This is a genomic window from Paenibacillus sp. strain BS8-2, assembly GCF_054483835.1.
Genome location: NZ_CM137010.1, coordinates 3545005 through 3568650, shown reverse-complemented (window position 1 = coordinate 3568650; position 23646 = coordinate 3545005). Strand labels below are relative to the sequence as shown.

Genomic DNA, 23646 nt, shown 5'->3' with positions numbered 1-23646 from the left:
AAGTGGATGTGCTCCCTATTCTTTCAGGGAACCGATCATAACGCCTTTTACGAAATACTTCTGAAGAAACGGATACACCATCACGATAGGCAGTGTAATAACAACCATCATCGCCATTGTGAGTGATTTTGACGTGATATTTTTCCTGCTCTCAATAAACGCTTCCGCACCCGAGTCGATAACAGAAGACTGCTCGGACACAATGTTGGCATTTAATGTCGTTCGCAGAATCGTCTGAATCGGAGTTAATTCTTGCGATGTAATATAGATGCTCGGCAGAAACCAGTCGTTCCAATGCGCAACCGCTGTGAACAATGACAGTGTTGCGATAATGGGACCAGACAACGGCAATACAATTCGGAAGAACGTGCCCCACACACCGCAGCCGTCAATCTGCGCAGATTCTTCCAAGCCTGCTGGCAACGCTCGGAAAAATGTGCTGAATACGATCATATTCCAGACGCTAATCAGTGCCGGGATAATAAATACCGCAAATGTGTCCATCATGCCGAGAGACCGAATCAATAGGTATGTGGGAATAAGACCGCCGCCAAAATACATCGTAAAGACGAAGAACACCATATAGAAATTTCGCCCAACTAATCCACGCTTCGACATGCCATATGCGAGCATGGAGGTCATAAATATCGCACTAAGCGTACCCACAATTGTCCTACTGACCGAAACCATAAAACCGTCAAGCAGCTTGCTGTCGCTTAAGATGATTTTGTAATTTTCCAAGGTAAACTCCCTCGGCCAGAAGGTTATACCGCCCTTCGCAGTGTCGACTCCGACGTTCAATGAAACGACAATTGAATTCCAGAATGGATATAACGAGGTGAAGCCGAGCAGAATTAATGCTGAATAAATCAATACGATCATGATGCGATCGTTTGGGCTGATACGTTTCAAAGTCAGCTTGCCTCCCTTCTGTTACATGACTTCTACCAGAGACTGTTGCCGGATCTTCTCGCCACATAATTGGCTATGGTCAGCAGCATGATGCCGATGAGCGCCTTAAACAATCCGACAGCGACTCCATAGGAGTAGCGGTGTGTGCCAAGACCCATACGGTAAACATAAACATCAATGACATCGGATACCGGACGCAGCACCGGGTTTGTGGCCAGGAGCAAGATATCTTCGAAACCCGCATTCAACAGATTGCCGATGGCCAGGATCATAAACAGAATGACGACCGGCATGATCGAAGGAAGCGTAATCAGATAGATTTGTTTGAATTTGCTCGCACCGTCAATATCTGCGGCCTCGTACAGATGAGGGTCAATACTTGCGATTGCAGCCAAATACACAATGGAGTTGAAGCCGATATCCTTCCAGACATTGCTCGTAACCAGGATCGTCCAGAAATACTTTTTCTCAGAGAGATAGTTGATCGGCTCATCGATCAGTCCTAAACCTTGCAGCAGCATGTTCACGCTTCCATTTTCAGTAGACAACATCGCCATAGTCATCCCTGCCACGATGGCCCAAGACAAGAAGTAAGGCAAATAAGTCACGGACTGAATGATACGTTTGAATACCATGTGCCGCACCTCGTTCAGCAGCAGCGCCAGTATGATCGGCGCAGGGAAGCCTACGATAAATTTCAACAAGCTGATGATGATGGTGTTACGTATTAACCGATCGAACTCCGGAGCGTTAAAAAACATCTCAAAATGTTTGAAACCTACCCATTCGTTCTCCCAAATACGCGAGCCTGTGAACAGGTCGTAATTCATGAACGCAGTCAGCACTCCATACATCGGCAGATACGAGAATACGAATACGAGCAGCACTCCCGGAATGACCATAAGCTGTACTTGCCACTGCATGAGGAAACGCTTGAACGCATTATGTTTCGGACGGAGTTGCTTCGCGGGCGCCTGTCCCAGCGACCGTCCTGCATTCGCTTGCTGCATGCTCAACCTCCCATTGTTGTCGTTTGATTACATTTTAGCCGGTTCTCGGGAAGTGAACGATATAACAGAATATCGAAATGTTATACTTCGCCATGCACTTACGATTGACAATTGATACGAATCCATGTGCTGTGACAATTATGATGAATATCAAAAAAAAGAAGACATTCATCCCCATAATCCGGGTACGATGTCTTCTTACGGGGTTGTACTTTGCCTTTCATTATAACGAAAAAAGGTACAGCCACCTCCATGATCGGAAGGGGCTGTACCTCTTGCTTATTCTGTCTTATTCTGTCTTCAGAACATGCTCCGCAATATTCTTGCTATGGTCGCCGATTCTCTCCAAGTTGCTCAAAATGTCCAGATAGATAGCTCCGGAGTTGCCGGTGCAGAGATTCTGGTTCAGACGGTTAATATGCGCCTTCCGGTATTCCTCTTCCATCCGGTCCAGCTCCGCCTCGCCGGCCAGCACCTCATCCGCAGCTTCCTTGTCGCTATGCTCTAGAGCGTAGATCGCTTTGGCTACCGTGCGGTCCGTCATCTCCAGCATTGCCTTCAGATCCCGTTCCGCATCGGCGGAGAACTCCACATTGTTATTAATGCTGAATTCCGTCAGCTCCACGATGTTCTCAGCATGGTCGCCAATTCGTTCGATATCGTTGATCGTGTGCATAAGGCCGGAAGCTTTCTCCGACTCTCCTGCTGGGAGGCCGTTCTGATGAATCTTAACCATGTAATCCGTAATTTTGCGCTCCAGATCGTTAACCAGCTGTTCCTTCTGCAAAGCGAGATTAGCCGCTTTGGGCTCCCGTTTAAAGAAAAACGCCGTTGCATCATTCAGTGTTTCGCGGGCGTAGTTGCCCATACGCACAATCTCATGCTGGGCTTGTCCAAGCGCAACCGAAGGTGTTGCAAGCATGCGCTGGTCCAGAAACTTCGGTCCAAATTCCAGCTCTTGCTCCTTCATCGGCACCAGCTTTGTGACGATCCAAGCGAGTACGCCAACAAAAGGAAGGAAGATCAACGTATTGGTTACATTGAAGAGGCCGTGAGCGTACGCGATCTGCATCCGAATATTTACGTCTTCGCCAAGCCACATCACAACATGGTACACAACTCCGACGAGCGAAGTAAACAAGATCGTACCCAGCACGTTGAAGATAACATGGACAAGCGCAGCCCGCTTCGCGGCGACGCTTGCGCCGATCGACGCGAGCACGGCCGTGACCGTTGTGCCGATATTATCGCCGAACAGCACCGGCAGCGCGCCTCTAAGCGTAATCATGCCTTCATCCGCGATCGTCTGAAGGATGCCGATCGTCGCACTGGAGCTTTGGACGATCATCGTGAACACCGTGCCCACGATAACACCGAGAACGGGGCTATGCGACAGGTCGATGATAAAATTCGTGAACTCCGGCAGCGTTCTAAGCGGCTTCACGCCCCCGCTCATCGTGGACAATCCGAGGAATAAGGCACCAAAACCGAAAATAATTTGCCCGATATACTGTACTTTTTTCTTATTGATAAAGAACAGCAGGAATGCGCCGATGGCAATGATCGGCAACGAATACTCTTCAATCTTGATACCCACGATAAACGCCGTCATCGTCGTTCCGATGTTGGCGCCCATAATGACACCGATTCCCTGCCTTAGCTTCATCAGACCCGCATGAATGAGACCGATCGCAAGTACGGTCGTACCCGAAGACGACTGGATCAGAATCGTGACCACGATGCCCGCCAGAACTCCGAGCAGCGGATTCGACGTATATTTCTCGAGCAATCCCCTCATTTTGTCGCCTGCTGTCTTTTGCAGCCCGTCCGACATATATTTGATGCCGAACAAGAAGATGCCGAGTCCACCGACGAACTTAAACAAAATCTCCTGCCAATCCACTTTTTTGAGTCCTCCCGACACACGAGTGTTTTCTATCATAAATCTCCATATCATTATAGTGGATAAAATCGGATTTACATATCCTCAATATTTGTCGATTCGGCGAAAATATCCGGGGTTTTCGCAGGGAGCGTCTGACTTATCAGCATAATTGCTAGTGGATTGACACAATCTTTTTATAAGGCTAGTCGTCTTCAACATCTATCTACTCAGCATTTGTCTACCGGAATCGTCATTACGTTCTAATGTTAATCAATCTACTGCAATACAACCGTTTCAACCTGCAGCAACTCTCCTACTTTCTTAAACAAGGAGGCTTGATGTCCAACAGCCATTGCACAATGATGCGTAGGCGCTTCCGCAAACCATGAAGTCATATATTCGTCCGGATGCTTGTTGAATTTCACATGTGTTTGTGTGTTGCCAATCTGCATAATGGGACCGCTGATAGCCTCGCCTTCACTTATAATAAACTTCAGCTTTCCTCCGCAAGTTTGTGTCACATTGAGCGTCGTAACAGGTCCATGCATGACCTTGGCTTCCACAGAAACTCCGGTTCCTTGCTTGCCATGATACAGCCCCATCCCTCGAAGCACCGGCTTCCCCTCCGAGATGGCAATATGAAACGGTCCATCATGCCCCAGTAATATAGTGCCCAACACATAATCCGTGACAACAATTTCGCAGAAGCTGCCCCCGGTATTCAGAAGGTCGCATATTTTCATCGCTATTGCTGTCTTGAGATCTCCTTCTCCGGCACAAGGTATTCCGCGAGCCGTCAGTAAGGAATGTCCAACAATCGTTCCGCCTTGCAGCTTCTCATATTCTCCTGAGGGGGAGCCGTGGTAATAATAGGCCAGCGCATCCAAATCCAATTCCTCGACCAGCAATTGTTGTGCCGCAGCTACTCTACAGGCCCAATCCAATTGCTCATCAGTCGGTTTTCGCGCAATCGGATCGGAAGCGGAATCGCCGCTTATTGCAAACATCTCGTCAACCTGTTTATGCTTGTCCTGAATATCTGCTGCCGATATCCGCTTCATCCGGCTATCTAAGTCACACATCTCCAGCACTTCCACATGTAAGCCGAGCTCTGCTTGAACCATTGTCAAGTCGCTGTACATATCCAGCATGCCGCTGTACGTGTTGCCGAGGAAGCCGAATCGACTATACGTCAGGTTGCGTTTCACTGCAGCGGCTCCTATCCACTCTTTCATTTCATTCCATGCTCTAATGGCTTCCGGCCGATCGATCGTCACTTCATCGGTCAACGAAATGGTTGGCGTTTGCTGTAATCCAAGCAGTCCATTAATGACTCGGAAGGGTATCCCGGCTCGGTTGAATGCATTGGAAATTTCAGGAACAGGACATGCGCCGCAGTGTGCCAGCCATTCGCCAGTCGTTGTATCGCTATAATTGATTTGCAACGCAGGCTGAAGATTCAATACAACGACAGGCGCTTTGCAAATTTGATGCACGGGAAGGACGGTTGAGCTTGTCGAATAGGTGGCGGAATGGCAGAAAATCAAGTCCACATTATGTCGATTAAACCACTCTCCTGCTTTCCTCCCCTCATATTCCGTATCGACGAGGCCATAATAAAAAACCTCACACTCCTCGGAAAGTCGATCCCGCAAATAACCGCCGTACCCTTCCAATCGCTCTTTCAATCCTGCAAACTGCTCCCAATAAGCTTGCAAGCCTATACAATAAAGTCCAATCCTTGCTTTAGCAGCCGGCTTAATGGCTTTCAGATTGGGATGACTCATGTGCGAGCAACTCCTTTCTCATGTTGACTTTCATTCATTTCGATTGATTTTAGCGCCGTTCAACAGCTGATGTTGCATCCAAGGGCCCGCAACGGCACCGTCCTTCATCTCCGACAGCTCTTTATATAGCCGCTGCCTCAATGCAGCTACGATGGATGCATGCTCCGGTTTATCAATTAGATTATTTATTTCATGCGGGTCCGACTTCAGATGGTACAGCTCATCCACGTCTGTTGGATTCCATACATATTTCCATTCCTCATTTCTGATCATACGCTGCACGAATAAGCCGAATTGCTGGCCATTATACGTACAAATAATAGAGTCTCGCCAACCGATATCCTTCCCATCTTTGTCCCATAAGGGGGTTAATGATCTGCCATGCATGAAATCAGGAATATCGGCCTCAATAATATCCAGCAAAGTTGGAGGCAGATCTAACAAATTGTACACAAAGTCATTGATCTCAATACCCGCTTGGATGTGTCCCGGCCAACGTATGACTAACGGCACTTTGACGACATCATCATACATAACATAGTGTTTATCCATCATTCGGTGCCCGCCGCACATATCGCCGTGATCGGATGTATAAATAACCAAAGTATTCTCGTCAAGCTTCAACTGCTTAAGCTTGTCCAGCAGAAGCCCCACAGCATGATCGACCTGCGAAATATAGCCGTAGTACATTGCAACTGTCGGCTCCCAATCACTCCATGTAAAATGTTCAACCCCCCAATTATAAAGCTGCTGCCTTTGAATATAGGGTTTGTTCTCGAATTTGTCCTCAAAGCTCCCCCACTTTACGGTATCTTGGGCTTGATACATGGATGCAAACGGCTCAGCCGGATGACATGGCAAGTGAGGAGCATGGAAATCGATACGCAAATGCCAAGGCCCCGCTTCTTGGCTGAGACCTTCCATCAGGTTTAACGCTTGCCCGGTCATGTAATGCGTATGTGTATCCTCAAGCGGAATACGGCTGGCTTCGCCAAAAAAGCCGTTATCATACTGAATTTCACCATATTTTTCGTTAATGTATGTAGCATGCATCTCATCCGTTACGACGTGCTCATACCCAAATGCATCAGGTCCATCCGTCGGATGCACATGCCACTTGCCCAGATACGCTGTACTGTAGCCTGAGGATGCCAGCTCACGCGGCCATGCATAGGAAGCTTTGTCCAATACGCCAGTCGGCAAGGTTTGATCGTAATTCCATAACGCTCCGAACGACTCCGGTCTTCTGCCATGGATAAACGCTTGTCTTGCCGGGCAACACAAAGGAATAGGCGTATAGGCCTGATTGAACCATGCTCCCTCCGCTGCAAGCTGATCCAGATGCGGTGTCTTCACCGGATATGATTTGCTGGGGCCTCCACAATCGTAGCGATGCTGATCGGATTGTATAATTAAGATATTAGGTTTGCGTTTCATGCATGAAGTCTCCTTCGTCCGTAAATATAAATGATTGTAAAGCGAACCCACGTTCAATGGATGTTGAACGTGGGTTCCGCTATATTAAAGCTGTTCTGTTTGCTGCAGCAAGCGAACGACTGCGGTCGCTGCCTGAGCACGGCTTGCCAGGCCTTGAGGGTTGAACTCCGTTGCGCTCATGCCCTTCAGCAAGCCAAGCTTAACCGTTGTGAGGACATCTTCTATTGCCCAATCTTGAATATCTTGATCATCATCGAATGCGACTTTCATGTCACCAGAGCCACTTGTAGCAGCTTCGTCCATTTGGTAGCGATAAGCTCTCATTAACATGACAGCCATTTGCTCGCGGGTAATTCGGGCATTGGGATCGAATCGGTTGTTACCGACGCCCGTTACGATACCCGCTTCCGCTGCCGTGCGCACACTATACTCGTACCATGAGCCTGTCGGCACATCAGCAAACGAATGGGTTGGCGTGTGCAAGGTGATGCCCAGGGCCTGAACAAGCATCTGTGCAAACTGAGCACGTGTCAGCTGCTCCTCCGGCATAAACAATTGCTCGGACATCCCGCTTACGATATGCTTGGAGGCCAACAGCTCGATCTCCTCCTGCCCCCAATGACCGATAACATCCTCAAAGCTGCGGTTTGTTTCGGCAATTGTGTAATACGAGAAGGTGTTCGTATAGAAGGTGACGCTATGTTGCGAAGTTAGGGATACGCTTCGTCTAGGCTCCCAAGCTCCTGATTGCTCATTATATTTGTACACATTAAGTTTCCTTGCATCTGCCACGTCCTGAATATCATCGGGATTGTAGCCAATGACGCCCTTCACCTGAGCATCTCCAAATTCGCTGATTGTCAGAACGCGATCCCCACCGGCATTCACCTCTATGCCAAAGGACCAAACGCTGCCAATCGGCTTCTGATCACTCCCCAGCTTTCCGGTCATTTCGGCAGATTGCTCCGCCTCAACCGCACTTACTTTCAAGGTAACTGTCATATTCGCATTGAGCTCGCCAATCTGTTTCTTGAGCATTGCCATATCTAATACTTGACTTGGAACTTCCAATTGTACATTGTCCACCGATATCATAAGCCGGATGTTGCCAGCCTGCAGTTGTTCAATAGACTGTAATGGAAGCTGCCATGACAGGTTATTGGAATTGCCCTCATATCCAACAGCCAGAGCTTGAATACCAGGCTGCTTCAATAGCGCATCAATCTGTTGCTGACTCAAGCTGGCGTACGTCATGATATTTCCATCATCATCTTCGCCTTCGCTAAATTGCGCCATTGCCGAGACATCTGCTACGCCGTCGCGAACTTCCGTTTCAACCACCGTTCCCGTTCCCGTTCCCGTTCCTGTTCCGCCACTCTCTCCGTTATTATCTGGAATTGTAGGTGGAGCCGTGACATGAATGATGATTTCATCCTGATAGCCGCCGTCAATTGTCGTGGCAGTAATGGTTGTCGTACCCTCCTTTACTCCACGCACCAGCGCTTCATTGCTTCCATAAACCGCTGTGGTCACAACCGCAATGGATTCATCTTGCGAGGACCAAGTAACGCCCTTATAGGCAGCAAAATCAGGTGTTACCTGAACCTGCAAAGGTGCTGATTGCCCTACCGCGACGCTTTGCTCCTCCTCTGTAAAGGCAATGCCGTCTACTCCCGGCGTAGAGCTGTACACCTCGAGTTCGGCCAAGGTCAGAACATAAACCGTTTTGCCTTGGTCTTGAACCGGCGCGAGCTTATCCGAATACAAGCGAACATATCGGCCTTGTCCTTGGACATCGAATGTAACAGGCTGATCCTGAGGGTCGACATAATCCTCTTGGGATTGATCTACAACGGTGGTGTAGGTACCGAACTCAGGATCGTTTGAAACATCAATCCTGAAGCGAACCGGGAAGCGGTACTGACCATTGGCCTGGATTTTGGACGGATACATGATGATCTTGGTAACATCCTCTTGCTCCTCCAGATCTATGACAGCCCATTGTGTTGTATTCTGATCCGTTACGCCTTGCTTGCTGTGATATCCGGTCCCTGTCTTAATCCCATCAACAAGGCCGTCCTTGGACCAGCCCCAGCTCTCCACAGAGCTGGATGCCGACACGCTTTTTCCATAGCTTGCCAGCTTGACAACCGTCTTCTTGAATAGCGGATACGCTGTTAGAGCCCCATCCGATAATCCATAATGGTTATAAGCCTTCACTCTGTACTCATACAATCTGTTGTCAAACGAATCACTGTCTATATAAGACGTTGTACCAGCCGGAACATTGCCAAGTACGGTCCAGGTATGTTTGCCTACCTGCTTTCTCTCCACTTCAAACCCAACCTCGTTGCCCGAGCGATCCTCCCACATAAGAGAAACCTGATTGTCAGCAGTCGTTGCCTGCAATTGGGCTGGCGATGTTGGAGCTGTCCCTGCATCTCCATAAATTTCAATCTCGCTCAATTGCAGCCCGTATTGTCCAACAGGCGCCGCGGAGTGAACCGTAATCTCCTTTAAGGCGAAGCCGAAGTCTGTACCGCCTACATTCGTCAGCTTTGTAGCATAGAAACGAACATACCTGCCCTCGTCATCAACATTCAACGTCAGCACTTGTCCATTAGGAGCAGGATAGTCACTATACGTACTGTCGATTACTGTGATCGAATTGCTAAAGTCCGGTGTATCGGAGATTTCAACCTTGAAGCGCGGAGGGAATCTCGTATTGCCATTACTTTGTTTGTCAGCTGGATGGATCAAGATCTCATCAATTCCTACTACGCTGCTCAGGTCAATCGATACCCACTGAGGCGTGTTTTGATTCTTAACGCCAAGTGCCGAATGATAACCTTTATCTAACAAATCACCATCATTCACATCGTTTTTGAACCAGCCATAGTTTTCTACTGAGCTTGAAGCTGTAACTGATTTGCCGATTGAAGGCACAGTCGTAGACGTCAGCATGGAAAGCTCATTTGCGACCACTCTCACATATTGGTAGCTTACTTCCTCGAATGAGAAGGTCTGGGCATCCTCTACCGGCAGTCCATTATTGAAATTAGTCTGAACGGACAAATTCTCCCAAGGTCCCTCCATACTGTTAGAGCCTTGAATCGTAAAGCTATTAGGGAAGCCCTTTCCCTTCTGATCTCGATAGTCAATGGGATACAGCTTGACCGTATGGAAGGTTTGTTGCTCTCCCAAATCAATGCCTACCCATTCTTCTTGCTCCGCCTGATCGGCAATCGAGCTTCTCCAGCCTAAGCTTGGTCCACCCTCATTCGCATCCGGGAAGCTGTGACGCGATCCATCATTAATTCGGCCAGCCGACCAGCCTGCTCCTTCTTGCGAGGAGCTATACACTACATTCTTGCCTGCAGCCAAATTCACGGCTGGCAATGGAGCCATCGGAATCGGCAATTGCTTAACAGGCGGGAGATCTGTCGGCTCCAGAATCAACTGAATGACGCTATTAGGCGACATATACAGTTCTTCGGACCAGGTTTGGCTCGAAGCCTCAATGTAGCTGCTTACCAGCGCAAGCTCTTCCGTCGGTCCTTGCTCAGCGCCATAGATGCCTCTCTGAATATCCTTGTAAAAATTGGAATGCGTTTCGTCAATCAAATATTGTGACACTTTAAATTGTTTGCCTTCGTCCAGATAAGGAAGGTTATCCAGATTCAGGTTTACTTCTGTTTCGCGATTGTTGTAATTCCATACCATCATAGACACTTTTCCACTTGCATCATCTTTCGTCACGATTGCATATGTGTCCTTGTCCGTTGTCGGCTCACCCGAAATATCGGCAGCTACAAGCTCATTCTCTAGCTGGCTGTACATCTTCATCGTGTGATAGGTAGCCTTCTTGTGATTATTGATCGTTAGAAGTCCCAGATCGCCGTTAAATACAGCATTCGGGCTCCAGCCCTCTGCCGGTGTGAAGAAAAATATTTTGTCCAGGTCCGTGTACTCAAGCGAGTTGTACATTCGTTTCGCCATGTAAGCGGCTCCAGCATTGGTATCGACGAGTCCGCCTGCACCGCTGGCCATGTCCGTCGTAAAGTTCCACTCCGTAATAAGCAGCTCTTTCTCACCAAGATTATTTTCTTCCAGCAGATCATTGATTACGTTAACGGACTCGAAGGAATCCGTTCCATAATGATGCCAGGAGACAAAATCCATTGGCACCTCGGGATGCTGGCCCAAATGCGTAAGCAATGTATCCAGTACATGACCCGTCGCATAGGCTTCACCGGAACCGCCTACCTTTGCGGTTGGATCCGCCGCCTTCACCGCATTGGCCGTATGCTCATACAAGGTCACATAATTTTCGGGCGTATCATTCCAGAAGCCCTTATAGTTGGGCTCGTTCCATACTTCCCAATACCAGCCCGTATGGCCTAAATCCGCGTAATGCTGAACCAATGCCTCTACGCATTGCTCCCATTCCTCTAGATTTTGAGGAAGCTGACGATTATCCGGGGCATTATTCATTAATGCGCTTGGCATATAAGACACGATCATAAATGGTTTGATTCCCTTGTCCAGCAAAGGCAATATATTCGCATCCAGCCTGGAGAAATCAAATGAAAGAGCACCATTTTCCCCACGGGTCACCGCATGATAGAATTGATCGTTTAACAAATGGCCGAAGCGTACCATCTGCAGACCCGCTTCTTCGAAGTGGTCATAAAACCCTGTCATCCACTTGTCATTCTTGAGCGCCAGATAACCACCTTGCGATGCATTAAGCAGCTTGGCCTTATCAAGCATACCGGCATCCTCGTTATAATCTGCTTGAATTGTAACCAAATCCGTATTTTCGAAGGTCTCAACTTGCTCTGCGAAAGCGCTTAAATTTGTTGACATAAGCATACATGCGCTCAATACCGCACTTAGGATAACCTTGAATTTCAACGTTCCTCTCGTCACCATTCACTCCTCCTTTGGATGTTCATAGCGATACGGACCCAATGGGTATTGGGCCGTATCTTCGAAGTCGATTTATTTTAGAGCACGCTGCTTTGCAGCATAATTTTCAATATTTTCAGCTGCCTTTTCAGGAGCTAACTGTTTCAGCAGCAACAGCTGTACTTGCTTTTTCACTTCAGAAGTCGATGCCAGCACCTCGTCCTCCGGAATCCAGCTGGCTACATCGCCGTTTGCTGCCGCTTCTGCAAATCGAGCAACCTCTGCAGCATCCGTACTGATACCGCCTTCAATCGTCGTAAACGCCGATTGACTCTTCGCCCAGCGGCCCAGGTTTTCCTTCTCTGCAACAAATTGAACAAATTCAAGTGCTTTGGACTTCAGATCGGACTTTGCATTTACAAAGATATTAACCCCAGGGAACAACAACGCTTTGGCTGTACCTTCTTCTTGAGCAGGCATTGGAATAAATGCAAAGGTCATTTCCGGGTTCGCTTCCTTCAGCTGAGCGACCTGCCATGTGCCACCCAACATGAAAGCGCCATTGCCGTTAACAAACTCCGTAAAGGATTGTTGATTCCATTCCATGCCCACCGAGTTCTTCGCATTCACATAATCATTGTCAATCAACGTTTGAAGCTTTTGCAGCGCAGGCAGGTAAGCTTCCGCATATGTCATCTCGCCAGAGTAAAGCTTTGCTCCTACGTCTGCCTGACCGCCATACGTGCTGTTGACATTAATTTTGGCAAAGTGACCAGCCGACCAGCCGGATTTGTTACCCATCATCATCGGCAGCTCTCCCGCTTGTTTAAGCGCTTCGCTGGCAGCCAGGAACTGCTCCCAATTAGTTGGAATTTCGATTCCATGCTCCTTCAGCATGTCCTCATTAACAAACATGCCAAGACCAGCAGCCTCGATCGGCAGACCATACAGCTTGCCTTCCGAGCTGAGCAGCGGCTTCAAGGAAGCCAGCACCTTGCCCGCATACGGCTCCTGCGAGAGGTCCTCTGCATAACCGGCATCCGTAATTAAGCCAAAGTTATCTGTGTTGGACATAAACACGTCTACCTTCTCGCCAGCTGCAAGACGTGCTTTCAGCACATCGTTGTAACCATTGGCAGTTCCGATATATTCATATTCAATTTCCACATTCGGGTTGGCTTTCATATAATCGTCGATAATGTCTGGCAGCGCGCCCGCTTCAGCCCCGCCTTTAAATCCTAAGAACAGCAGCTTCGTTTTTTCCACTTCTTCTGTTCCGTTCGAGCCGCCTTGCGCATTTGAATTTTCAGCATTATTGGAGCCAGACCCGCAGCCTCCCAAAATTAGCGAAAACGCTACCAATAGGATGAGAGCTAATTTGATATTCCCCTTTAACATTCTATTTCCTCCCAGTGTTTTTTTGTCTTGCCTTGCTAGTATAGATGGCACTGGACGAGAATCACATCCACATTTGTTGCATCCAATGTTGAAAATCGTAACAATCACATGACGAACTAACGCTCCGATTCCATCGAAATCGGGATGCTGAATAGAACCGATGTCCCTTCTCCAGGAACACTCTGAACGGTGAGGCCTTTATTATCCTCGAACCGAAACTTCAATCGATGATGGACATTCAATAAGCCGACATGCTGCTCCTTCGCCCCTCTCATCACATCACCCCCGAGCAGAGCAGCTTGAATGTCTGCCATACGGCTCTCGGGTATACCAACGCCTGTGTCGCTAACTTCGATAAGCACGCTTCCCTCCTGACCTTGTTTGCCAGACAATTCGATCAGCGTGACCCCTCGTTGCTTAAGCGCGCCATGGCCGATACAATTTTCCACCAATGGCTGAAGAATCATTCTAGGCACCTCTACCTCCTTGATTTGCTTCGGAACATCGATACGAAAATCAATTTTATTGGGATATCTCACTTGCATAATCTGCACATAATCCTGGACATGCGCGAGCTCCTCCGCCAACGTGACCATCGTTTCATGCCTGAACGCATACCTGAAGTTATTGGATAACGCCTCTGTCAGCTCGCTGACTCGCTCATTCTCTCCCATTGCCGCCAGCGAATCGATGCTTGCCATAGCATTGTAGAAAAAATGAGGGTTGATTTGTGCCTGAAGCGCTTTAATTTGTGCTTCCTTGGTAACGAGCTCGAGCTTAAACATCTTATCGTACAGCTCCTGCAGTCTGGTAGCCATCGCATTAAACGAATGGGCAAGCGACCCGATTTCGTCCTGTGTCGCAATCTTTACGCGAGCGCTCCAATTGCCTTTTTCAATCTGGCGTAATCCTTTGGCCAATCTTCGAATATTTTTGGACATCCCCATGGCGAGCAAATAATAGATTATAAAAATCGCAATAACAATGAGTCCCGTAGAGTACATACGCACCTCATAAGCCTGCTTTAGATTTGCTAATGTTTTGCTGTTGTCAAATTCGTAATGGATTTGCCAGGCGGTTTCATCCACCTGTCTCTGAATGAGGCTGAATTCCTTGCCTCCGGCGTCTATTAACGATTGATTGTCCTTACCCATCGGTTCTAAATCCAAAGGTTCAGGTGAAGCGTTAGGAGAACCTCCGCTTAGCAGCGGAGAATGCTGCTCTCCATCGACCAAATAGAAACGGCCTTCATATAAGCGAAGCGGACTCTTCAGAATCTGCTCAATGACATGTCCCAGGTTCAAATCAATTTTGAGATATCCCAAGAACTCTCCCGTCGTCGGATTGACAATCCTTCGTATGTATGACAGATATTGACCCGTTCCTTGATTGTCGATATATGGCGTTTGACTCAAGTCCTGCTCAAGCATGGATGCATACCACTTCTCCTGTTGATAATTAGAACTGACTGCATACAAGACGCTCTTGGACTGATAGTAGACTTGACCGCTTTTCATATAGATGGAGAGTCCCTCCACCTTATTCCAGTTCGCAATATACGAGGTCAACATGGGCGCTATGCTCTCCGCTTCCCTCATTTGCTCCACAATAAATGCCTCATCCGCATTGCTCTGTTGATAAAGCTTTAACAGGGAATTAATCAGCTCCTGGTTGGTTGATAAGGCAAAAGAAATACGGGATAAAAAGAAAATTTGTGTTTCGAGGCTTTCCTTGGCGTTCTCGACTGTATGATTCATCGATTTCATCGAATCAAGTCTGATCGTTTCTACTTCTCTCTTATAGGATTGCACATTCTGAACGACGGTAATGAGCATAAAGACCAGGCTGAACACCAAAGAAAGCTTCAGATGAAAGCTTATCCCTCTAACTACCTTTTTCATATTAGTCTCCATGCTCCCCGACTATACCTTTAACAGCAGGTACGTTGTTGTCTGCATATTCTTTGGGACTGTAGCCTGTCATTTTTTTGAACACCTGACTGAAGTATCGACTATCCTCAATGCCGACAGATGTCGCGACATCCTTTACCTTAAAGCCGCTGGATCTCAGCATGGCACATGCTTTCTCTATCCGCAGCTCCGTCAAAAATTCATTAAATGTTTTATCCAACTGTTGCTTAAAGAGTCTGGAGAGGTGGCTGCGATTAATAAAGTATTTGTCAGCCAGATCCTTCAAAATCAGATTCTCATCATAGTGATGCTCAATATACTTAATGACCTCTTGCAATATTTCCTTGCCCGATTGCTGATGATTAGCTTTGTCAACAATCCACTGCGCCCGATTGGCAAACTCCCGAATCATATCTTCCTTATGATCCATTTCTCTTAACCATCCGTCATCGAGGATCTCATCGGCTTTCTCTTCCGCAGCTTGATAGATCGCAGCAGCCATCTTTCTCCACAGCCCCTCTACAAAAACTTGAGGCAGCTGCGGATGATTGAGAATCGTTCGAAATATGTCCGTAAGCTTGTCTGTATTTTGGGACTTTATTGCACTGCGAATCAGCTCCTGCTGCTCCACAACAAAGGTTTGTACCGATTTGGTTGCGGATGAATCTAGTGAAGCAGACATTCTCTCCTCCTCGAGAAGCACCTTTTCTCCCAAACATAAATTAGCTCTAATTTCTTGTCTCGCCTTCTCTACCACCTGGTCAAAATGACGCAAATCATCATATACACCCGAAGTAAACATCGTAAACGTATCGACATTTTTGATAGCACCATACTGCGCATCAGGGTAATGAAGCGTCACTTGATGATTGACCGTTCCTGGATAGGCCAATTGAATCTCATTGTTTGAAGAATTGTAAGCGGGGAAGGTCATTTTCCCATGTATGTTTCCCACAACGGATACCGAGATTCGAAAGCCTTGCGGGTACCATTTGCAGAGCAAATCTTTATCCAGCGCTATTGCTCGTTCTCCGTGCTTGCTTAAGAGGCCAATCAAATCAGCGGTCAGTTTTTCTTTCCAGTTGCTATTGCGTATAACGAGCTGATCGCGCAGCTCATCAAACAATTCATATAACTTCTTTTGACTTACCGGCTTTAACAAATAATCATTGACGCCAAGCTTAATGGCCTTCTGTGTATATTGAAAGTCACTGTAACCGCTTAAAATAATGATAATCAAATGCGGATATTTTTCCTTAAGCAGCTGTACAAGCTCCAGACCATGCATGAGGGGCATCTCGATATCGATGATCGCAACGTCTATCGCGTACCTTCCGTGTTTAATCAAATATTGATCCAGCAGCTCCCCATCGTCCGTATCAAAAACAACCTTGAAATCATCCAATTGCAACTTTTGCTGGATGCCCTTTCGAATCAGAATCTCATCATCAACTACCGCCACGTGATACATTCTTGTTGTGCCTCCCATTCGCTTACAAGCTCGCAATAGCCCCGCATGAATTCCATCCGTCGCTATTGATTTGCAACATTATTGAACTATCTATGCAACATACACATGTATAAACAACGATTTAAAAATGAGAAAATGACTCTTAGCAAAGGATAAATGAAAGTATAAACGATTCGATAAACAAAGACGATGACAAATTATTGAATCTGTTCCTATTAGAGAGGAGTAGCACCAGATGCTTGTTTGTTTAGGATAACTTCACGACAATCCAAAAAAATATTAAAAGGAGGATTTGGACCCCATGCATGCCGGACTTGAAGCAAGCCGCACATCTCAACCATCATCGGCTCCCAAAATCCGAAAGGAACGTTTGAATTTTAACAACTTTTATGGGTATTTAATTTTGACGCTCCCATCTATCTTTTTCTTTGGACTCTTTTTTGCACTTCCTGTCTTTGCGAGTTTTTTATTCAGCTTTACGAATTTCAACGGTCTGAACCTTAATTTAGAGTTTGTTGGATTAAATAATTTCAAGCTCTTATTGAGCGACCCAAGCTTTTATCATGGCATCAAGAACTCCTTTATCTTCGCTCTTGTCGTTGTCATTATTCAGAATATCCTTGGATTATTGGCGGCTCTTGGATTAAATCAATCCTCCAAAGGCAGTAATTTAATGAGAACGCTGATATTTGCCCCTTGTTTAATCAGTGCTGTCGTGGTCGCATTTATTTGGACCTATATCTATGACATTAACGGAACTATCAATTTCTTGCTCACTTCCGTCGGTCTAGAGAAATGGGCGATGCCATGGCTTGGCATGACCAATACGGCATTGCTTGCCGTCATTATTGCGCATAGCTGGCGATTTATCGGCCGTACCGCCATCATTTATATTGCCAATTTGAAATCCATCCCGAATGATATTATCGAAGCATCTATCATTGATGGCGCATCGCCGTTCAAAAGATTTGTGCATGTTATTTTCCCGTTATTGGCGCCGGCTACAACGATCAACCTGACCACTTCCTTTATGGGCTCGCTCAATACATTCGACATTTTCTTCGCGATGACGGAAGGCGGCCCCGGACATGCTACCGAAACGATGGGCACGTTTGTCATCCGCCAAATGTTCAATAACCTGAACGGCTACGCATCTGCCGCATCTGTCATTAACATCATTGTTATCCTTATTACCGGTGCCGTACTATTTAAGTGGCTGACTGGACGGGAGGAAAAAGCATGGTAATACGTAGAAAGCTGCAACAACATTCGCTGAAGCTCATCATGGTTCTGTTCAGCTTAATCATTATTTATCCGTTTTTTATGATATTTAATATGTCTCTTATGACCAACGATGAGGTTGTAAGCTCGCCGCTGAGCCTGGTCAGCCAATTGCAATTCGAAAATTATAAAATTGCTTTCGAGAAAATGAATTATTTGACATCATTTAAGAACACGTTTTTAATTACCTTCTTCACCGTCATCATAGGCGCCCTGTTTTATGCCATGGCCGCATATGGTTTTATGAGGGCAAGAAGGGGGCAGAAGTTTTTTGCCGTCCTATACCTGATTGTCATTGCGGGTCATATCCTGCCACCGCATTCCGCTTTGACTCCGTTAGTTTTTCTGCTCAAAAACCTTGGATTAATTAATACCATACCCGGTCTCGTAAATGTGTATGTCGGCGCTTATGCCGCCTTTGGCATCTTCCTGTTAAGCCGATTTGTGCGAACGATCCCTATATCACTCGAGGAATCAGCCATGATCGATGGATGCAGCCCGTTTGGCGTATTTTTCAGAATCATATTGCCGCTCTTGAAGCCAGCGGTTGTGACATTGATATTAATTAAAGCTGTAGATGTTTGGAACGACATGATCTTCTCTCTCATTATCCTGCAGGGCAAAGAATCGAGAACGCTGTCGCTAGCTGTATATTTCTTTAGAGGCGAATATGTTACCCAATGGAATATTTTGTTCGCAGCGCTCGCTCTATCCATCATTCCCGTTGCTATTTTCTACATGTTTATGCAGAAGCAATTGATTGACGGTCTTATGACTGGAGCAGAAAAAGGTTAATCAACTATTCGCACGTAGAAGGCGATCGACTCTCTCATTTACAGAGAATCGATCGCTTTGTTGTCTCTAGTTTTGATACTCTTCTACCTCGATAACAAACGGCTCAAACAAACCGTAATCGATCAAATCATATTGTTCAGGGTTAGGTCGGCCAATCAGCGGAGCTTTCTTCCAATTACCCGGCCACGCTACTTGGCGGGGTTTATCCGGATCATGATGAGGCCCCAGCATGTTCTTCAGGCTGCCTGCCACTCGCAGAATCAGTTCATTGCTGCCTATCTGCAGCCATTGTGTAATCTCGATACGCTCAGAGAGAGCTAGGCCAAACATACCTGCATGTTGGCCGTTCACAACGAGTGAAGCGACCGTCCCCTTCCAATTAGGCAGCGTAATAAACACCTTTGTCCCTTCGCGGTATCCCTTCCACTCTTGCTTATACAACACTGCGCCCCCATAAAAGGGATAACCTTGCTTGCGCCAAGAGCCCGTTGTCAATGGCGCCGGAGCATTCAATATCCACTCCTTTTCTCCGGGCTGCACCAAGAAATTGCCTTCAAGATAGATCGGCTCAATCTCGGCAAATATCGAGAAGGGCGAGCAGAGCAGTTCAATTTCATTGCTGCCTGGTCGAATATATTCTGCGATGGACCATTTCCCCATATGATGATCCCAATGTGTAGCTTGGCGTTTATCCTGTACAGCTGCTCCATTAACATATAGCTGAATGAGCTCTGGACGCTCTGCCAATACATGGACATCAGCCGGCTTACAGCCCTCTGCAACCATAAATCGGTAAGCGACTCGGTAGCCGCTGCCAGACCGCTTGAGTTCAGCTTCTTGATCAAGCAGCCGGCGTTTGAACTGCACCGAGCAATCCCATGGATTATCTGCAAAGCCATGATGCTCGAACGCCAGCTTGGATGCATAGATCGTTGAGATATCGGTGTATCGCTTCGTGCCTACGACAAGATCGCAATAATCGATAACGACCATATTAGCCGATTCCGCTTGTACCGTCAGATCATTAGCCGGGCCTATTGCATTTGACGGCTTTCCTCTGTCCTGGGCACAATTATGATCTGTTCCCAAGACGGGAGCAGACGGCATAGGCGGATCCGATACCCGTAGCAGCATGCTTTCGCCTTGAGCTAATCTGACTGAAAGCACGGCTCGCTCTCTATTCTCTGCGACCGCAAGGACCTCTGCTTCTCCCGTCCATAGATCCCACTGTTCCACACAAGTCCCTTGCACCTCCAGGACTTGCTCGAACGGCTTCGGAGACGAATGTGTCAGGAACAAGAACCGGCTCCCGTCTTCCATCACTCTCTCCAGATACATAAACCCGTCGTGAGACATGTCCGGACGTCGGAAGATGATGGGACGATCCTCCTTGCATTGCGCCTTGAGGGCATAATGAATATCCTGAACGCTGAGCACCTTGACCCATCCGCTGTGGGAGACCAGCTCCTCCCATTGCTCCGACTCTACGCCATCTACAAGCCCCCCTGGCTGACCGACGGCGATAACGGTGCCCCCGCTCTGGAGCAGTCTCTGCAGCTGTTTCACGGTCGATGATTTGAGATTAATCGTCATCTCATGAATAATGACAACATCATACCGGCATTGGCCAACCTGCCAATGACCTCCTTCGACGACTTGGCCGTGGCGCTCCAGTATATATTCATCGGCCAGATCGTAGTTCCACCCGTGCTGGCACAACCATTGCGCCGCACTCAAATAAGATTTCATAAGGCGATGGTATACTTCTCCCTCCTCGGTCTCTCCGCTTATATCTTGTGTACTTAGACAGAAGGGAGACGTTGTCGGGTTCAATAACAAGATACGATTATCGGTACGGCCTGACGACAGAATGGCAGAAAGTCTGGCGTAATAATCGTTTAACAACGTATATTGCTCCCACCACGGCTGACGCCAATCAAATGATTGGGGATGATCCCGCTTCCTGACGCCTGCAATTGTAGAATAGGTCAAATGCTGGTTCATAAATGTGATGCCATTGACAAACAACCAATCGCCGATCCGTTTATAATCTTTGAACGATGAATCCCATCCTCCCGCGCCGAAGGCTTCGCACAGTACCCGCTTATGTCCGAATTGATTAGCAGCGCTATGCGCTTCACGAATTGTAAGCATAAGCTGGGCTTCTATGCCATCCTCCTCCAGCAGCGATGTAGTCAGCATGTCGATGGCGGGCCAATGCATGTATTCATATAATGACATCACGCCCGGCGATAACCTGCTGCCAGGAAACGGCCAATTATGCTCCAAATAATGACCGGTATAGGCGATACCTTGTTGTTGACACCAAGCGGAGATCGGTACCACCCAATTGCTTACCCATAGCTCTCGAATCGTCTCATAATAGTCGAATCTGACTTTTGAGGCGGGATGTTCGGCATCTGCCCATTCAGCATCAGTGAACAAACAAGGCAAATAATCCTTCAAATCGTAGCCGTTACGCTGTTCAAATTGCGAAGCGAACCAATAGGAGAAAGGCAGGAAGGACGTCCCCTCCTGAAACAGATTTCCCGGCGATATCTCTGGTTCATCCGTAAATATCGCCGGGATGTGCTCGCCGAAATACTCTCCGAATGCTTCCGCATAAGGCGCATAAGTGGTTTCAATAAACAGCTTTGCGACCTCCGGACGCAGCACATCCACATAGGCGAAGCCGCCCAGCCATGTATTAGTCTCCGGCACACTGATTTCAAGTACACAGAAGCGGGAGCCATACTGCGCCCATTCCTGTACCGGGAGCAGGGTCAGATCCTTGGTCAGGACAGGATTGCCGCTCCCTGCCCGTGTCTCGTATGCATAGGCTCGTACGGGATTGCCCGGTCGGTTAAGCATCGGCGAGTTCACATAATGCTGCAATTGATCAGCCGTCAGCCACTTGCACGCTATTGAAGTAGCCAAACAATCCGGCAGCTGCGACGGGACATGACCGCCAGCGAACCCGGATGGATACGAATTCTCATCATAGATATACAGCTTGAGCCCCAATCGGCGGGCTTCTTCCAGCGCATATGCCCAATGATCAAACCATTCATCCGACAAATATTCTGTCACGAGACCTGGACGAGGATGAACAAAGGCGCCTCCGTAGCCATGTGCGTGCAGATCGCGTAATTGAGTAGCTATCACTTCTTTGTCCATTCGATCATTCCACACCCATAAAGGTGCAGGACGATAGATGGAAGGCGGTTTCTCGAACATTGTTTTTAACTGTTGAACATTATCCTGCCTCATAGCAGCTCGCTCCCTTGGTGAAATGAATGTATACGCTCCGGAATAAAGTCATTAGGTCGATCCATGTGTTTCTCTGCCCATGACGCTCTGCTGTTATCCTCCGTCGATTGTCTCCACTCCAGCAGCTTGCGCATATAGACATGCACGATGGGTTGCGCCCACTCTTCTTGCGCAATATTGTGCAGCTCGTCCTTGTCCGCGATCAAATCAAACAGCATAGCCGGCAGGCCGTTGAAGTGTACATATTTGTACTGATTGTCTCTGATCATCCAAGCTCTCCGCTTATTCCTCTTAAGGCCGAGAGTATCTCCGCATGTATGAAAACGGAAATCCCAATCACAATAAACTTCCGTCCGCCACTCCACCGATTCGCCCTCATCACGTACACATGGCAGCAGACTGCGGCCTTGAACGCCGCCAGGCGTCGGCAGCTTGAAAGCATCCAGCACAGTCGGTAGGACATCAATGAGTTCGACAAACCGCTGTTCTACCTTCCCTCTTGTTGCATCGGCAGCGGGAGAAGGATCGCGAATTATAAGAGGAACCCGTATCGCCTGATCGTAAAACAATTCTTTCTCAAACATCCAATGATCGCCCATATATTCACCATGATCCGAAGTAAATACGATCAAGGTATCCTTCATCCGTCCCGACTGGTCCATATATTGAAACAGCTTACCCAAGTAATCATCCAGCTGCTTGATCAACCCGTAATAGGTCGCTCTCATCGTTCGCCAGCCGTCCTCGTGATCCAATTGCGTGCCCCGTCGCTCTTGCCTGAACAGGTCAAGCATCGGATGACCCTCCGTCAGTTCGGCATCGCTTCGAATCGGCTTGTCCATCCGTTCTGGATCGAACATGCTGTGATAGGGATCTGCAGCCACATTAGGCCAATGCGGTTTAAAATAAGACAAATGCAGGAACCAGGGCTCTTCGGTCTCTTCCATAAACGAGATTGCCCGATTGGTTAGAAAGGCCGTATCGCCGTCTTGGTCCTCTATGACGGTAGGATATCGGCAATTGTCAAAGCGCCAGCCATTCAGCCATTCACCGTCTGGACCGGTAACGATAAATGGCGCATGAGCGGGATATTCGTCGAAAGGCAACGTATAACCCTTGTCTTTCAAATGCTGCACCCAGCCTTCGCCTGACATTTCGAGCACTTCCCAAGGCTCTAGTCCGGCATGAATGCCATCCAAGAGAGCGGGGTTTGCGCCAATGCTTTCCAGTCGCTGATGGAAGGGGTGGTCCGGGATATGATGTGTTTTCCCGCATAATGCCGCACGAATACCGTGGGGTCTTAACAGATTCCCAATCGTTAATTCATCGGCCGGCAACGGTACGCCATTCCATAATGAGCCATGCGTATGCATGTATCGCCCCGTATACGCACATGCCCGGCTTGGACCGCAAACGGCAGATTGTACATAGGCCTGATCGAAGCGGACACCTTGCTCGGCAAGCGCATCCAGATTAGGAGTAGAAACAACAGGATGACCGGCACTGCTCAAGCAATCCGCCCGAAACTGATCTGCCATAATCCACAACACATTTCGTATGCTGCTCAATAGATTCACCT

At 47.7% G+C, this 23646-nt stretch carries 13 protein-coding genes; 2 read left to right on the top strand and 11 right to left on the bottom strand.

Going from position 1 to position 23646, the window contains the following annotated elements; all coding sequences use genetic code 11:
* Nucleotides 1–15 precede the first annotated feature (15 nt).
* The 9 genes from ACX1C1_RS15320 to ACX1C1_RS15280 all read right to left on the bottom strand — a co-directional run bounded on the left by ACX1C1_RS15320 (nt 16) and on the right by ACX1C1_RS15280 (nt 16721).
* The gene (locus tag ACX1C1_RS15320) at nt 16–912 is read right to left on the bottom strand and encodes a carbohydrate ABC transporter permease (RefSeq protein ID WP_458953039.1); all 897 of its coding nucleotides are present in this window, start codon (nt 910–912) and stop codon (nt 16–18) included.
* Between the two features lie 32 nt (nt 913–944).
* Nucleotides 945–1922 (bottom strand): ABC transporter permease, encoded by a 978-nt coding sequence (locus ACX1C1_RS15315; RefSeq protein ID WP_458953038.1) that lies wholly within the window; start codon nt 1920–1922, stop codon nt 945–947.
* 289 nt (nt 1923–2211) lie between these two features.
* Complete coding sequence (locus ACX1C1_RS15310; RefSeq protein ID WP_458953037.1) at nt 2212–3825, bottom strand: Na/Pi cotransporter family protein; 1614 nt, start codon at nt 3823–3825, stop codon at nt 2212–2214.
* Between the two features lie 257 nt (nt 3826–4082).
* Complete coding sequence (locus ACX1C1_RS15305) at nt 4083–5594, bottom strand: hypothetical protein (protein WP_458953036.1); 1512 nt, start codon at nt 5592–5594, stop codon at nt 4083–4085.
* 30 nt (nt 5595–5624) lie between these two features.
* A complete protein-coding gene (locus ACX1C1_RS15300; RefSeq protein WP_458953035.1) occupies nt 5625–7031 on the bottom strand; it encodes a sulfatase-like hydrolase/transferase in 1407 nt (468 codons plus the stop codon).
* A gap of 84 nt (nt 7032–7115) precedes the next feature.
* Nucleotides 7116–11966 carry a GH39 family glycosyl hydrolase gene (locus tag ACX1C1_RS15295; RefSeq protein ID WP_458953034.1) on the bottom strand — a complete coding sequence of 1617 codons (4851 nt, stop codon included), beginning with the start codon at nt 11964–11966 and terminating at the stop codon, nt 7116–7118.
* Nucleotides 11967–12035: 69 nt separating this feature from the next.
* Nucleotides 12036–13340: an ABC transporter substrate-binding protein gene (locus ACX1C1_RS15290; protein WP_458953033.1), complete on the bottom strand. Its 1305-nt coding sequence runs from the start codon at nt 13338–13340 to the stop codon at nt 12036–12038.
* 116 nt (nt 13341–13456) lie between these two features.
* Nucleotides 13457–15241, bottom strand: a complete 1785-nt coding sequence (locus tag ACX1C1_RS15285) for a sensor histidine kinase (RefSeq protein WP_458953032.1) — start codon at nt 15239–15241, stop codon at nt 13457–13459.
* A 1-nt stretch (nt 15242) separates the two neighbouring features.
* Nucleotides 15243–16721 carry a response regulator transcription factor gene (locus tag ACX1C1_RS15280; RefSeq protein WP_458953031.1) on the bottom strand — a complete coding sequence of 493 codons (1479 nt, stop codon included), beginning with the start codon at nt 16719–16721 and terminating at the stop codon, nt 15243–15245.
* A gap of 301 nt (nt 16722–17022) precedes the next feature.
* Here ACX1C1_RS15280 and ACX1C1_RS15275 point away from each other — a divergent pair, with 301 nt between their 5' ends.
* A complete protein-coding gene (locus tag ACX1C1_RS15275) occupies nt 17023–17967 on the top strand; it encodes a carbohydrate ABC transporter permease (protein WP_458953030.1) in 945 nt (314 codons plus the stop codon).
* Nucleotides 17961–18797 carry a carbohydrate ABC transporter permease gene (locus ACX1C1_RS15270; RefSeq protein WP_458953029.1) on the top strand — a complete coding sequence of 279 codons (837 nt, stop codon included), beginning with the start codon at nt 17961–17963 and terminating at the stop codon, nt 18795–18797. The genes ACX1C1_RS15275 and ACX1C1_RS15270 overlap by 7 nt, the downstream gene beginning before the upstream one ends.
* 66 nt (nt 18798–18863) lie before the next feature.
* Here ACX1C1_RS15270 and ACX1C1_RS15265 read toward each other — a convergent pair whose 3' ends face one another.
* Nucleotides 18864–22067 carry a glycosyl hydrolase gene (locus ACX1C1_RS15265; protein ID WP_458953028.1) on the bottom strand — a complete coding sequence of 1068 codons (3204 nt, stop codon included), beginning with the start codon at nt 22065–22067 and terminating at the stop codon, nt 18864–18866.
* A complete protein-coding gene (locus ACX1C1_RS15260; protein WP_458953027.1) occupies nt 22064–23635 on the bottom strand; it encodes a sulfatase-like hydrolase/transferase in 1572 nt (523 codons plus the stop codon). The genes ACX1C1_RS15265 and ACX1C1_RS15260 overlap by 4 nt, the downstream gene beginning before the upstream one ends.
* Between the last annotated feature and the right edge of the window lie 11 nt (nt 23636–23646).